The organism is Catenibacterium sp. GCM10023432 (genome assembly GCF_042651925.1).
GTDB lineage: Bacteria > Bacillota_I > Bacilli_A > Erysipelotrichales > Coprobacillaceae > Catenibacterium > Catenibacterium mitsuoka.
The window spans coordinates 1-14,305 of sequence record NZ_JBHSEB010000092.1; the positions used below are offsets into that span (position 1 = coordinate 1).

Here is a 14,305-nt window from a genome sequence, read left to right on the forward strand (position 1 = left end):
GTATGCATTAATAGTGCACGTACGGTTTGATAAGGGGCTAGCCTAGTGATAGGTTAGCCTACTTTCTTTCTTGGTCTGAATTGTATTTTCTTCTGATTTTCAAATTTAATAGGCTTTTCTACTATTTCATGACAATGACGACAACGTGGCTCATAGGCTTCCTTTGCACCTACTAAGACAATAGGATCATTAAAAGAAGCAGGTTTACCATTAATAATACGCTGTGTTCTTGTGGCAGGTGCACCACATTTTGCACAAACTGCAGTTAACTTAGTCACAAACTCAGCACGTGTTAATAAATCAGGTAAGACACCAAATGGTTCACCACGGAAATCTTTATCTAAACCAGCAACCATCACACGTAATCCACTATCTGCAAGATACTCACAGATATCTACCACATCTTCATCAAAGAACTGTACTTCATCAATAGCTACAACATCTGTATCATAATTCACATGATTAAGTATTTCCTTTGCTTCACTGATAACAATACAAGGTACTTTACTTCCTGCATGTGAGGCAATTTCAGTTGTAGAATAACGATCATCAATCTTTGGCTTAAACACAAGAATATTTTTTCTCGCATAAGACAGTACATTAATACGACGAATTAATTCTTCTGTTTTCCCTGCAAACATACATCCACAGATGACTTCTATCCATCCTTCACGATATTGATTATACATTTAATAAAACCTCCTAAAAGTTCACATAGATTTCATATACTCACTGTATTATACAGTTGTAGAGAAGAAAAACCATAAAAAATTTCCCCTGAATCCCATTAAAAAGAGTCGGTCATCATACCGACTCTTTTTGTTAGTTTAATTCATCAATTACTTCATCAAGAGAATCTAATATTTTATATGTTTTGCTTGCATATTCTTCTGTAGGATATTTCATATCAGGAATACAGATCACTTTAATACCAGCTGAAGAAGCTGCCTGAATACCTGCTTCACTATCTTCTAATACAATCGCTTCATCAGTCTTTACACCAAGCTTCTCACAAGACTTTAAGAAGACTTCTGGATGTGGTTTTCCATGAGTTACTTCATCACCACAGATAGAATCATCAAAATATTGTGTAATATGAGCCTGTGCTAGAATAGTATCAACACGATCACGATTAGAAGAAGTAGCGACAATAGTCTTATAACCATTTTCTTTTAAATAATTAAGAAGCACTAATAAACCCTTCTTAATAGGAACTCCTTCTGTTTCAAAACGTTTAGCCATTAAAGTATGCACATCTTTAATGACACTTTCAATAGGGAAGTCCTTGCCATAAGTATCGTAAAATCTTTCATAGATTCCTTTGATAGGCTTACCTAATAAAGTTTTATAAAATGCTTCATCCATTGTTAGATTCATTGGTTTTATGATTTCTTGATAACATTCAAAAGTCACTCTTTCAGAGTCAATCATTAAACCATCCATATCAAATATAACTGCCTTTATCATAATTCCTAGCCTCCAATTTATATATTCAAGTATATAAGAAATAGAAACCGTGTTCAATTAATTGCGAAAAATAATTGAATATATTATAATGGGTACGATTTGGAAGAATTAACCAATTTATATGATGAAATCAACATTATTAAAAGAAAGGATAGAAGATGAATACACTATTAGAAAGACTACAGACAGTAGAAAAAAGATATGAAGAATTAACACAGATCCTTATGGATCCATCTATCGCAAATGATATTCAGAAGATGACACAGGCTTCTAAAGAACAGGCTTCTTTAGAAAAGGCTTATAACTTATATAAAGAATACAAGGCTTTATTAGATGGTATCGAAGAAGCCAAAGAATTATTAAATGAAAATGATCCTGAAATCAAAGAAATGGCAAAAATGGAATTAGAAGAATTAGAAAAGAAACAGCCAATCATGGAACATGATATCCAGATTGAATTAATTCCTAAGGATCCAAATGATGAAAAGAACGTAGTAATGGAAATCCGTGGTGCAGCCGGAGGAGATGAAGGTAATATCTTCGCAGGTGACTTATTTAGAATGTATTCTAAGTATGCTGAATCACAGGGCTGGAAGATTGAAATTGAAGAAGCTCAGCCTTCTGAAGCAGGAGGTTATTCACTTGTATCATTTATTATCAAGGGGAATGGTGTATATTCTAAGATGAAGTTTGAATCTGGTTCACATCGTGTACAGCGTGTTCCTAAGACTGAGACACAGGGACGTGTTCATACATCAACTGCAACAGTATTAGTTATGCCAGAAGCAGAAGAAGTAGATATCGATATTGATCCAAAGGATTTAAGAGTTGATACTTACCGTTCATCTGGTGCTGGAGGACAGCATATCAATAAGACTGACTCTGCCGTACGTATTACACATATTCCAACAGGAATTGTGGCAACAAGCCAGGATGGTCGTTCACAGCATGATAACCGTGCGAAGGCTATGCAGTCATTACGTACAAGACTTTATGAAGCTAAATTAAGAGAAGAAGAAGAAAAACTAGGAAACGAACGCCGTAATAAGATTGGTTCAGGTGATCGTGCTGAAAAGATCAGAACATACAACTATCCTCAGAACCGTGTCACTGATCATCGTATCGGTTTAACTATTCAGCAGTTAGACCGTATTATGGAAGGTAAACTAGAACCAATTATCGATGCATTAATTAATGAAGACCAGAGACTAAAACTTCTAGGAGAAGAAGAATAAGTGCTATTAGGTGAATTACTTAAACATGCACATGATTTAATTGATGATCCACATACAAATATCCCTGAAAGACTCTATGAAGATCTCACAGGAGATGCTTATTATCAACTATTGTTGAAAAGGGAAGAGCCTGTTGAAGAGGCTCTTCTTATGCAATATAAGGACTATTTGAATAGATACCTTAAGGGTGAACCTTATCAGTATATTATTGGAAAAGAATATTTCTATGGTAGAGAGTTTGATGTCAATCCAAGCGTTCTCATACCTCGCTATGAAACAGAAGAACTTGTAGAAAAGGTTCTATCTTATATAAAACCAGGAATGGTTGTGGCAGATATAGGTACGGGTTCAGGCGCTATTGCTGTTACATTAGCTTGTGAGTCAAAGGCGAATCTATATGCAGTAGATATCTCTAAAGGGGCAATAGATACAGCATCTAAGAATGCAAAGAAACATGAAGCTTCTGTCACATTCTTAGAAGGAGACTTATTACAACCTCTTATTGATCAAAATATTCATGTAGATATTCTTGTCTCTAATCCTCCTTATATTGATTATGATGAAGTATTGGATCCAAGAGTGATAGATCATGAACCACATCTGGCTTTATTTGCGGATGATCATGGCTATGCATGTTATGAAAAGATATTTAAAGAAGCTCCTTCTGTATTAAAGGAGAAGGCGATTCTTGCATTTGAAATTGGATATAATCAAGGAGAAAGAATGAAACAACTTGTTCCTCTCTATTTCCCGAATGATACATTTGAAGTCATCAAGGATATGAACGGAAAGGATAGAATGTTGTTCATCTATCATAACTATGAAAATATTTGAAACAGACCGTCTCACAATTAGAACACTTGATGAAGATGATATTGATCGACTTGTAGAATATCGCAGTAAGAAGACTGTTTCTAAGTATCAGTCTTGGAATAGATATACAAGAAGAGATGCAGTGAAACTCATCAAGAAGTGTAAAGAGACAGTGATAGATCATAAAAAGGGGTCTATGCAGTTTGGTATTACAACCAAAGGGAGCCAGCATCTTATTGGTGATTTACATGTAGAGATTATGGCACCTCATACATTCTCTATTGGTTATACGCTAGATGATGTTTTCTGGAATAATGGTTTTGGAACTGAAGCCGTACTTGGACTCTTAAGCTATATGCATGAAGAACATGGTTTCTTTAAATGTATTGCTTATATTTATAAACAGAATGAAAAATCAAGACACCTATTAAAGAAGATAGGTTTTAAGAAGTTTGATGAGTCTTTCTTCTATGGGGATGAAGGTTATGTTTTTGACCTCAGTAACTTACAAAATATATATTTTGTGCTACAATAACAGATACGAGGTGGAACTATGATTAAAGAATATATTAAGAAGTATAGTAAAGCATCTATCGTCGCATCAGTGATTATGATTGTTGCTTCAGTATTATTGATTGTTTTCCCAAAGACAATGTTGGACATTGTTGTTTATGTCATTTCAGGCGCATTATTTGTGGATGGTTTGATTCATTTTGTGACTTACTTTACGTTAACTCATGAAATGCGTATCTTTTCTAATGATTTATTAGAAGGTATTCTCGCATTACTGGCAGGCGTTTTTGTTGCATTCAATGCGGATGCATTCATTAGTGCACTTGCAATGGTCATTGGATTATGGGTTGTCATCAAAGGTTTATTAAATTTACAGCTTTCATTCCAGTTGCAGCAGATCATTGAATTCAACTGGTTCTGGATCTTCTTATGTGCTGTATTTTGTGTCGTATTAGGCGTATTTATTATTGTACATCCTATCGATATGGCGATTGGATTAACTATGGCTGAAGGTATTGTATTATTAGTTACTGAAGTATTGAGTCTTATTCAGACAATCTATGTCTTATATAAGCTCAATCATTCTAAAATGTCTAGATCATATATTAATTAAAAAGTACCATCACGGTACTTTTTTGATAAAGGAGAAAACATGCTGAATACATCATTATTAGACAAAAAAAAGAAATATCTCCTAGGTGTATCAGGTGGTCCTGATTCTATGGCGCTTCTTGATATGATGCATGAATATTCAATCTGTGTCGCTCATGTAAATTATAATCTTCGAAATGATACAGAAGAAGATTACAAGGTTGTTCATGATTACTGTAAAGCACATAATATTCCTTTTTACTATAAGGAATTTACACCAGATGATTATGTGAAAGGAAACTTCCAGACTGTCGCAAGAGATATGCGTTACGCTTTTTATCAAGAAGTATATAAGAAGGAACAATGTGATGCGTTATGTCTTGGTCATCAGAAGGATGATGCCATTGAAACAATCTATATGCATCTAGAACGTCAGTCTTATCCTGAATATCTTGGTATTCAGGAGGTCTCTGAACGCTTAGGTATGACTATTATTCGTCCATTACTTCATGTGACTAAACAGAACCTGCGAGATTATTGTCATTATCATTATATCGCTTTTCATGATGACTATACGAATTTCCAGACAGAGTTTACTAGAGACCGCATTCGTAATTCGATCTTGAATCAGTATACCAATTCACAAAAAGAAGAACTCTTAAAAAAAGCAGAAGAATACAATCAAAAGCAGGCATTAAAGAAAGAAAAAGTAAGTAAATATCTTACTGAACCACTTGATTATACATTAGTACCAGAAGACCTTCTTCCCGATGTTCTTTATGCCTTATTAAAGAAGCATATTGAAGTCTCTAAGATTTCTCATCATCTCATTGATGAGATCATCCATCAGATTCATTCCTCTAAACCAAACATTCAAATGCCTATTGGTGTTAATGAGGAGTTCATAAAAGAATATAATAATGTATACATTCGTAAATCTATAAAACAATTAGATTATACGTATAGAATAGATTATAGACAGGACTTCGACTGTCCTTATTTCAAGATTCGAACACAAGGAGAAATGAATGATGGTATCCCTGTCAAAGATGAAGACTTTCCATTGACCATTCGAAACATAAGACCAGGAGATCGTATGGAAACAGCAGGGGGCACTAAAAAGGTCTCTAGACTCTTTATTAATGCGAAAATACCCTCACCATTACGACATTATTGGCCAATTGTATTAGACTGTAAGGGAAATATTCTTTTGGTTCCTGGAATTGCGAAAAACAAGAAGTATTTGTCTATCAATCCAGATTTGTTTGTGATAAAATAACAACGACTATACTAGGAGGTACGGTTCAATGCATAAGGACATAAAAGAAATATTATTTACACAGGAACAGATTACTGAACGCTGTAAAGAATTAGGCGCACAGATCTCAAAAGATTATGAAGGTAAGAAGCTTCTTCTTATTGGGCTTTTAAAGGGGTCTATTCCATTCCTAGCAGAACTTTCTAAATATATTGAGGGCGATGTATATTTTGATTATATGTCAGTCAGCAGTTATAAAGGAACTGAATCTGGAACTATTCATATTAAGAAAGATGTTGATATTGACGTCAAAGGTATGGATGTACTTATCGTAGAAGACATCCTTGATACAGGTAAAACATTAGATACTGTTACACATATGTTGAAAGATCGTGGTACAGCATCTTGCGAAATCATTACTATGCTTGATAAACAGGAAGCAAGAAAGTATCCTGTACAGGCTAAGTATGTTGGTTTCCCTGTACCAGAATTATTCGTGGTTGGTTATGGTCTTGATTTCGATCAGAGATTTAGAAACTTACCATATATTGGTATCTTAAAAGAAGAATGTTACCAGTAAGGAGTTTATGATGAAGAAGAATAACAAAACATTATTTAAAGCTATTCTTCCTTGGATCGTCGTATTATTGTTGTTAAGCTCATTATTCCCATTCTTAATGAATAATGGCGGTAGTAAGGAATTGACTTATTCACAATTCATGACAGTATTAAAAGACGAAAAAGTAACTAACATAACTATTACACCTAATAGTTTTGTAACCAAGGTCGAAGGTAGCTACAAGAAGAACTCTAAGGGCGATAAAGTGAACTTTACAACTATCGTTCCTAAGACAGACAAAGAATTAGATTCATTAACACAGATTCTTGAAGACAAGAATGTAAAAGTGAAGGTTACTGATGCAAACAGTGATAATATGATTTGGAATGTTATTGGAACAATCTTTCCATATGTATTATTACTTGGTGGTATGGTATGGGTATTTAAGAGTTTTGGTGGCGCTGGAGGAGGCAACAACAAAGCCTTTGAATTTGGTAATTCACGCGCAAAGCTAGAAAGAAACTCTAAGACTCGTTTTACAGATGTTGCAGGTGCTGATGAAGAAAAAGAAGAATTAACAGAACTTGTATCATTTTTAAAGAACCCTAAGAAGTTTACTGAAATGGGTGCTAAAATTCCTAGAGGTGTTCTATTAGTAGGTCCTCCAGGTACAGGTAAAACATTATTAGCACGTGCTGTTGCAGGTGAAGCAAACGTTCCATTCTATTCTATTTCTGGTTCAGAATTCGTAGAAATGTTCGTTGGTGTTGGTGCTGGCCGTGTAAGAGATATGTTTAAGAAGGCTAAAGAAAATGCCCCTTGTATCATCTTTATTGATGAAATTGATGCTGTAGGTCGTCAGAGAGGTACTGGTGTTGGTGGTGGACACGATGAACGTGAACAGACATTAAACCAGTTACTTGTTGAAATGGATGGTTTTGAAGGCAACGAAGGTGTTATTATCCTTGCAGCCACTAACCGTGCAGACGTACTTGATCCTGCATTATTACGTCCAGGTCGTTTTGATAGACAGATCAGAGTATCTAACCCTGATAAGCGTGCAAGATCTCAGATCTTGAAGGTTCATGCAAGAAATAAGCATTTTGCGCCAGATGTTGATTTTGATAACATCGCTCAGCGTACTCCTGGATTCTCAGGTGCAGAACTTGCGAACGTATTAAATGAAGCGGCATTACTTGCAGTAAGAAGCGGTCATCAGATGATCACATTAAGTGATGTTGATGAAGCAATTGATAGAGTTATTGGTGGTCCAGCTAAGAAGTCTAGAAAATATACTGAACATGAAAGAAAGCTTGTTGCTTATCATGAAACTGGACATGCGATTATTGGTTTGACATTAGAAGATGCCAACCAGGTGCAGAAGGTCACAATTGTACCACGTGGTGATGCAGGTGGATACAACTTGATGACTCCTAGAGAAGAAACTTACTTCTCAACTAAGAAACAGTTACTTGCAACTATTACAGGTTATATGGGTGGCCGTACTGCTGAAGAAATCTTCTTTGGTGATGTATCATCAGGTGCTCATAACGATATTGAACAGGCTACACGTATTGCTCGTATGATGGTTACAGAACTTGGTATGAGTGAACTAGGCCCAATCAAGTATGATAGTGGTGATAATGCCGTATTCTTAGGTCGTGATTATTCACAGTTAAGTAATACACATTCTGGTCAGATTGCATTCGAAATTGACCAGCAAGTACGTAAGATCATCGAGACAGCGCATGCTCAGGCAACTGAAATCATCAACAATAATAAAGATAAAATGGATATTATTGCGAATGCATTGCTTGAACATGAAACATTGAATCATGAACAGATTCAGTCTTTATATAACACTGGTAAAATGCCAGAAACATATGATGGAACAGAAGAACATATTGACACTCATGATGACAACAATAACACTCCTGAACCATCTAAGGCTGATCCAGAAGATGATTTACTAGATGAAATGAAATAAGCGCTTTGCGCTTATTTTCATTTAGGAGGGTAATAAAATGCAGCGTAGATTTATGGTAAGACTATTAGTAGGTATTATTGTTATTAGTATGATTTTGCCTCTAGTAAGCTATTTTGCGATAGGGAGATGAGATAAATGAAAGATTATTTAGTACGTGGACTCGTTAATTCAAAGAACTGTCGTGTTTTTGCCTGTACAACAACTAACCTTACAAATGTTGCACAGCAGAATCATAACTTATGGCCTTGTGCAAGTGCTGCACTTGGACGTATGATGGCAGTCACTTTAATGATGGGTGCTATGAATAAGAATAAAGAAAAGATGACAGTAGTCATCAATGGTGGTGGACCAATCGGTACAATGCTTTGTACAACAAATTCTGATGGTAAGATCAAAGGATTTGTATCTAATCCAGAAGTTCACTATACATACAATGATACAGGTAAGCTTGCAGTAGGCTTATGTGTAGGTAATCAGGGTACTATCCAGGTTACTCGTGATATGGGATTAAAGGAACCTATTACATCTAGTTCTCCATTACAGACTGGTGAAATTGGTGACGATTTCTCTTATTACTTCATGTTATCAGAACAGGTACCATCAGTTGTTGCAGTAGGTGTTCTTGTAGAAGAAGACAATACTGTAAGAAGTGCAGGTGGTTATATTATTCAGTTATTACCAGAAGCAACTGAAGAAGATATTGCGTATATTGAAGATAAGATCAAGAATACACCACCAGTATCACAGTTATTAGATGAAGGACATACTCCAGAAGAAATCTTAAAGATGATCTTTGAAGATGTTGAAATCCTAGATACACAGGATTTATCATTTGAATGTGATTGTAGTAAAGAAAAGATGGGAGAAGCCTTAGCTACACTTCATACAAAAGATCTAGAAGACATGATTAATGAGGATCATGGCTGTGAGATTACATGTCAGTTCTGTAATGCACATTATCAGTTCAGTGAAGATGAATTAAAGGAAATACTTAAAAAGCGCCAGTAAAATGGCGTTTTTTTTACACTGTCTGGTATTATACAAAGATCAGTTAACATATATCATGGAAGGGAATAGAATTGAATAATTGATCTTTTTAGAATTGTCTGACAGTTCCTCTTTTTAATAACTAGTATAGAAGATAAATTTATAATAAATATCTATATATTATGGAGAAATATGTGCTGCATTAATGGAGTGCTTTGACTGGACATTCTTTTGTGCATTCATAACAGAGAATACAATCAGTACCGTTTTTACGTCTGCGTGATTCATTGTTGACTTCTACATTCATTGGACATAACTTTGAACATTTAAAACATACAAAAAGGAGCAGGAAGGGAACACCTGCTCCTTATGTCCTATTGGTAAAATAGGGAAGGGAAATGAAAACGATATATATTATTGAAAGGATCGGGAACTTCCTTTCACAACTCATAGTATAAACATAATTTATCTTTGTATTGTGTCAGGAATATGGTATATTTTGTGATGGTGATTAAAAAATGTTGAAAATTGGAAACGTAGAAATAAAACATCCTATTATCATGGCTCCTATGGCAGGTATCACAAATGTCGCTTACCGTAGACTTGTAAAAGAGTTTGGTGCAGGACTTGTGGTATCTGAAATGGTCAGTGATAAAGCATTATGTTATGGAAATCAAAAGACAATTGATATGCTTGCAGTAGGCGAAGATGAACACCCTATGAGTATGCAGATTTTTGGTGGTGAAGTAGAGACTATGGTCAAAGCTGCCAAGTTTGTAGAGGAACATTCTGATTGTGATATTATTGATATTAATATGGGATGTCCTGTAAATAAGGTATTAAAGGCTCATGCAGGTAGTTATTTAATGCAGTATCCAGAACTTGCATATGATATTGTGAAGGCTGTTGTAGAAGCAGTGAATGTACCAGTGACTGTTAAGATGCGTATTGGTTATGACATGAAGCATATTAACTGTGTAGAAATGGCACAATTAATGGAAAAAGCAGGTGCGAGTGCAGTCGCTATTCATGGTCGTACACGTTCACAGATGTATGAAGGCCATGCAGATTGGTCATGGATTAAAAAAGTAAAAGAAGCAGTCAGTATTCCAGTTATTGGGAATGGTGATGTCAGAACACCTGAAGATGCGAAAAGAATGATGGAAGAAACAGGTTGTGATGCTGTCATGGTTGGTAGAGGTGCTTTAGGTAATCCATTTGTGATTCGTAGAATGGTGAAATATCTAGAAGAGGGTATTTTAGAAGAAGAACCAGACTATCATGCACGTATCCAGTTATGTATTGATCATGCCCATCGTTTAGTGAAAACAGAAGGTGAAAAGAATGCGATTAGACAGATGCGTGGACAAGCACCTTGGTATGTCAAAGGATTAAGAGGTTCTGCAAAGATTAAGAACCATTTAACACAGATGAATACATTAGAAGAATTAGAAACAATTCTAAAAGATTTTGAGAAAGAACTAGAAGGTGAGTAATCATCTTCTTTTTTGTTTTATAATAGAATAGAGGAGAATATAAGTAACTAAATATATTGACTATTGTGATTAAATGTGTTCAGATCTCTCTCAAAGGAGAGCATTAAAATGAACATATCAAATACCACAATTTATAAACCAAAAAACTTTGCTGAACTTCTAAGCGTATCTGTTAAGACATTGTAACGTTGGGATAGAGAAGAAACTTTATAGGCAAACCGAATTCCAACTAATAAGCGTTATCGCACTTATGATCAGTATTTACTAAATCACGATGTATTTTTAAGATTTAGTAAAGTGAAGGGAATTATTGTAGAACAGTGTATTGAAGGTTATGGAAACCGTGTAACGATTTATTAGATGAAGTAATGGAACATAAAATCAAAACCACAATTTGAATATCCACAAACCATAGGTTGGTGAAAAATAAATTTCATAAACACCTATTAAAAGGCGTTCTTGAAGCTGAACATAGTACATGGATTTTCTATTTGCTCTATAATTAGATTAGAAATCAGATGGAGCTATAACAACATGTCAAACAAAGTATTAAGGACTAAGAAAGAATCTCTTTATTAGTTAACCCAGAACTATTTCAACAATATTGATAACTGTATTGAATTCTTCAAATCCATGAAATGACATGGTGGCAATTCAAGTGACTGCTGCGGATGTCATAAGTATTACCTAGTCAAGCGTGTAGGAAAGACTAGTACTTCATATATCCTTGAATGCAGCTCATACCATAAGCAGCATTCACTGCTTTCAGACACTATTTTTCAGAACCACAAGATTTTATTAGGTAATTTCCTTTTCTTTAACGAAAATAAAGGAATCAATGATAATATTACTGGAATATATAATGTATATTTCTGCTCCACATTTTTCTTAAATCGTTACCTGTAGATTATGGGTATTCAAAAACTGTAATAGTAACCAATAAAGATAGATTTATCAGATTGGGTTATGACTGGTTTGAAAAGGGTACTGTAAGAAGTTTAATACAACCATAGTGCTAGTAAACATGAAGAACTCCTACTGGCTGTATGGGCTTCGTAAGTATAAAAAACAGATAGAAAGGGATGAGAGAATTGCTGAAGAGCTTCAAGACGGAAATAAATCCAACAGAGGAGCAGAAAGTCAAGATTCGTAAAACAATAGGTACTTGCAGATTTATCTATAACTTCTATCTTGCTCATAATAAGGAACTTCATGAAAGTGGCAAGAAGTTTATGAGCAGCAACGAGTTTAGAATATGGCTTAACAATGAGTATCTAAAGGACTATAAAGTTGTAAGAATTGGAATATCTGGTTTATCTCCTCTTACTCATTATCGCTTTGGACAATGTATTAAAGAAGCAGTAGAAGATAAGAATGTTTTATTAATTGCGAGTGGTGACTTATCACATTGTTTGAAAGAAGACGGACCTTATGATTATAAATTAGTGGCGAAAAACCAATAGGCTTGCCTATGGGAAGAAAGCCACATAATTTTTACTTAAGTTTTGTATAGAGTAGATATATAATGTATGTACAAAAACAGAAAGAACTTTTTAATCAATGGGAAGACCAAAATCAAATAATGTTATAAACATATCTATTCCTATGGAGTGGAAAATAGAACTTGAAAATCTTGCACGTATCTATTCTGTTGAGGAAGGCAAGACTATTACATTTCTTGACCTTATGCGTAGAGGCATTCAGGAAAAATATCAGCTTGGAGAGCAAGATGATGAGTGAAGAAAATATCACAGTGCTTCACACTGCAAATATCTAATACAATATCATATGGTGTCCTGAATTCTGATTTTCGGTTTTATAAGGTAATGTTGATAATACTTTCAAACAGACATTACAGAAAATTTGTAACGATTATAATTATCATATAAAAGCACTTGAAGTAATGCCGGACCATATACATACCTTTCTAGATGTGCCACAGACTGTAGCTCCTGCGATGTGGCTAGAATTCTTAAAAGCATCAGCACTATCGAATTATTTAACGCGTATCCGCAGCTTAAAAAGTTCTATGTAGGATATGGAGCTTTATGGTCATGAGGGTATTTTGTCTCGACTGTAGAACGCATAAGCGAATCTACAGTAATCAAGTATATATAGAGGAACTAAAAAATGATTAGTGACGAAGAATACAAAAAGACTCTAAAACAATTTCATAAGCTTTCTGATAGACATATTCTAGTTGCTGAAACTGATATGTCTTCTTCTGATATGCAAAAAGTTGTAAAGCTTTCGGATAAGATCAGAAAAGCAGGTAACGAACTTGTAGGTCTTATGAGAAAGAATTATGACCGGCTTATGCGTACCAAGAGGTATCGTAAGTTACTTAAATTATACGGTTCTACGAAAGATGATAAAAAACGTAAATATTTTGCTGGACAGCTCAATGAAATGGCAAAGCAGTATGATGTTACCTGGGATTTTTGTAGAAAATCAATGATATTTATTGGAAAGAAGTATAACGTAGCTGCGGTCTTTGCGCTTACTAAAGCTGAAGATATTTGGCGTGGCATGGAAAAATGTTTATATGGTAATGGTAATATCTTACATTTTTCTAAATACAGAGACTTACCCTGTATAAGGGCAAAACAGATAGATCGTGGCATCCGTATATTCGTTACGGATAATAAGCTACAATTCAAACTTGGCAGGACTGTATTCGGAATTAAGATTAATGATAGATTTCAGACAGATGAAGTGAATGCAGTATTGGATTATCTTGCTGAATCAGAGATCATGAATAATAAAGCTGTGCAGACACTCATGGATGAAGCGTACTGTATTGATACATATAGACCATGCTATGCTACTCTTGTACCAAAATTAATTCGTGGCAAATACAGAGTATATCTACATTTAACCATTGAAGGTAAGGCAAAACCTAAATACGATAGATTCGGCAACCCAAGACATAAATATGGCAGAGGTATGATCGGTGCTGATATAGGAACACAGACAGTTGCCTATACTTCTGATACAGTAGTAGGACTTAAGAATCTTTCAGAGCGAGGCAGAAGTATTCAAAAATCCGAACGATTGGAAAGATTATATTATCGTGCTATGGACAGGTCAAGACGAGCAACTAATCCTCAGAATTATAATGAAGACGGTACAATAAAAAAAGGTCACAAGACCTGGAGATATTCTAATCATTATAATAAACTAAAAGAAAAACATTCTGAATTATGTCGTATTAATGCGATAAATAGACAGCTTGCCATAAATGAAGATGCCAATTATTTAAGGAGTCTTAGTGATGTATTTATAACAGAACCCAGAAATGCAGGTAAGCTTATGAAAAGAGCCAAGGGAACTACAGTCAATAACAAGGGTAAGTTTAATAAGAAAAAACGTTTTGGCAAGTCTATAAAGAATAGGTGC

16 protein-coding genes and 2 pseudogenes are annotated in these 14,305 nt (G+C 34.8%); 15 read left to right on the plus strand and 3 right to left on the minus strand.

Features of this window, described 5'->3' with window-relative positions; all coding sequences use genetic code 11:
* Nucleotides 1-53: 53 nt before the first annotated feature.
* Nucleotides 54-689, minus strand: a complete 636-nt coding sequence (locus tag ACFOZZ_RS11765) for a thymidine kinase (RefSeq protein WP_320803359.1) — start codon at nucleotides 687-689, stop codon at nucleotides 54-56.
* A gap of 133 nt (nucleotides 690-822) precedes the next feature.
* Nucleotides 823-1,467 (minus strand): HAD family hydrolase, encoded by a 645-nt coding sequence (locus ACFOZZ_RS11770; protein ID WP_376815299.1) that lies wholly within the window; start codon nucleotides 1,465-1,467, stop codon nucleotides 823-825.
* A 158-nt stretch (nucleotides 1,468-1,625) separates the two neighbouring features.
* Here ACFOZZ_RS11770 and prfA point away from each other — a divergent pair, with 158 nt between their 5' ends.
* The 8 genes from prfA to hslO all read left to right on the plus strand — a co-directional run bounded on the left by prfA (nucleotide 1,626) and on the right by hslO (nucleotide 9,431).
* Complete coding sequence (prfA, locus tag ACFOZZ_RS11775; RefSeq protein WP_278779585.1) at nucleotides 1,626-2,702, plus strand: peptide chain release factor 1; 1,077 nt, start codon at nucleotides 1,626-1,628, stop codon at nucleotides 2,700-2,702.
* Nucleotides 2,703-3,536 carry a peptide chain release factor N(5)-glutamine methyltransferase gene (prmC, locus tag ACFOZZ_RS11780; RefSeq protein ID WP_279067698.1) on the plus strand — a complete coding sequence of 278 codons (834 nt, stop codon included), beginning with the start codon at nucleotides 2,703-2,705 and terminating at the stop codon, nucleotides 3,534-3,536. It abuts the gene before it with no gap.
* Nucleotides 3,523-4,050, plus strand: coding sequence for a GNAT family N-acetyltransferase (locus tag ACFOZZ_RS11785; RefSeq protein ID WP_055233328.1), 528 nt, complete (start codon nucleotides 3,523-3,525; stop codon nucleotides 4,048-4,050). The genes prmC and ACFOZZ_RS11785 overlap by 14 nt, the downstream gene beginning before the upstream one ends.
* Before the next feature lie 18 nt (nucleotides 4,051-4,068).
* Nucleotides 4,069-4,641 carry an HdeD family acid-resistance protein gene (locus ACFOZZ_RS11790; protein ID WP_278861050.1) on the plus strand — a complete coding sequence of 191 codons (573 nt, stop codon included), beginning with the start codon at nucleotides 4,069-4,071 and terminating at the stop codon, nucleotides 4,639-4,641.
* Between the two features lie 39 nt (nucleotides 4,642-4,680).
* Nucleotides 4,681-5,898: a tRNA lysidine(34) synthetase TilS gene (gene tilS, locus ACFOZZ_RS11795; protein ID WP_320803357.1), complete on the plus strand. Its 1,218-nt coding sequence runs from the start codon at nucleotides 4,681-4,683 to the stop codon at nucleotides 5,896-5,898.
* Between the two features lie 28 nt (nucleotides 5,899-5,926).
* The gene (hpt, locus tag ACFOZZ_RS11800; protein ID WP_055233330.1) at nucleotides 5,927-6,457 is read left to right on the plus strand and encodes a hypoxanthine phosphoribosyltransferase; all 531 of its coding nucleotides are present in this window, start codon (nucleotides 5,927-5,929) and stop codon (nucleotides 6,455-6,457) included.
* A gap of 7 nt (nucleotides 6,458-6,464) precedes the next feature.
* Nucleotides 6,465-8,423, plus strand: coding sequence for an ATP-dependent zinc metalloprotease FtsH (gene ftsH / locus ACFOZZ_RS11805; protein WP_278779580.1), 1,959 nt, complete (start codon nucleotides 6,465-6,467; stop codon nucleotides 8,421-8,423).
* 135 nt (nucleotides 8,424-8,558) lie between these two features.
* Entirely contained in the window at nucleotides 8,559-9,431 is an 873-nt protein-coding gene (gene hslO / locus ACFOZZ_RS11810) for an Hsp33 family molecular chaperone HslO (protein ID WP_278779578.1), read from the plus strand.
* Nucleotides 9,432-9,612: 181 nt separating this feature from the next.
* On the opposite strand, the gene ACFOZZ_RS11815 is transcribed toward hslO, so the two are convergent.
* On the minus strand, nucleotides 9,613-9,759 hold the full coding sequence (locus tag ACFOZZ_RS11815; protein WP_278547176.1) for a 4Fe-4S dicluster domain-containing protein: 147 nt from the start codon (nucleotides 9,757-9,759) through the stop codon (nucleotides 9,613-9,615).
* A gap of 169 nt (nucleotides 9,760-9,928) precedes the next feature.
* Between ACFOZZ_RS11815 and dusB the strand changes: the two genes are divergently transcribed.
* The 7 genes and pseudogenes from dusB to ACFOZZ_RS11840 form a co-directional block, all read left to right on the plus strand.
* Complete coding sequence (gene dusB, locus ACFOZZ_RS11820) at nucleotides 9,929-10,906, plus strand: tRNA dihydrouridine synthase DusB (protein WP_022425755.1); 978 nt, start codon at nucleotides 9,929-9,931, stop codon at nucleotides 10,904-10,906.
* A 911-nt stretch (nucleotides 10,907-11,817) separates the two neighbouring features.
* Nucleotides 11,818-11,930 (plus strand): annotated as a pseudogene (locus ACFOZZ_RS13330) (IS607 family transposase); the annotation flags it as partial.
* 9 nt (nucleotides 11,931-11,939) lie between these two features.
* Nucleotides 11,940-12,059, plus strand: a pseudogene (locus ACFOZZ_RS13335) (IS607 family transposase); the annotation flags it as partial.
* Nucleotides 12,022-12,369, plus strand: a complete 348-nt coding sequence (locus ACFOZZ_RS11825) for a helix-turn-helix domain-containing protein (protein WP_417281979.1) — start codon at nucleotides 12,022-12,024, stop codon at nucleotides 12,367-12,369. The pseudogene ACFOZZ_RS13335 and the gene ACFOZZ_RS11825, both read left to right, overlap by 38 nt.
* Nucleotides 12,370-12,466: 97 nt before the next feature.
* Nucleotides 12,467-12,646, plus strand: coding sequence for a hypothetical protein (locus tag ACFOZZ_RS11830; protein ID WP_278780699.1), 180 nt, complete (start codon nucleotides 12,467-12,469; stop codon nucleotides 12,644-12,646).
* A 145-nt stretch (nucleotides 12,647-12,791) separates the two neighbouring features.
* Nucleotides 12,792-12,941 carry a hypothetical protein gene (locus tag ACFOZZ_RS11835; protein ID WP_376815301.1) on the plus strand — a complete coding sequence of 50 codons (150 nt, stop codon included), beginning with the start codon at nucleotides 12,792-12,794 and terminating at the stop codon, nucleotides 12,939-12,941.
* Between the two features lie 95 nt (nucleotides 12,942-13,036).
* A partial coding sequence (locus ACFOZZ_RS11840; protein WP_376815300.1) for a hypothetical protein occupies nucleotides 13,037-14,305 on the plus strand: 1,269 nt, incomplete at its 3' end.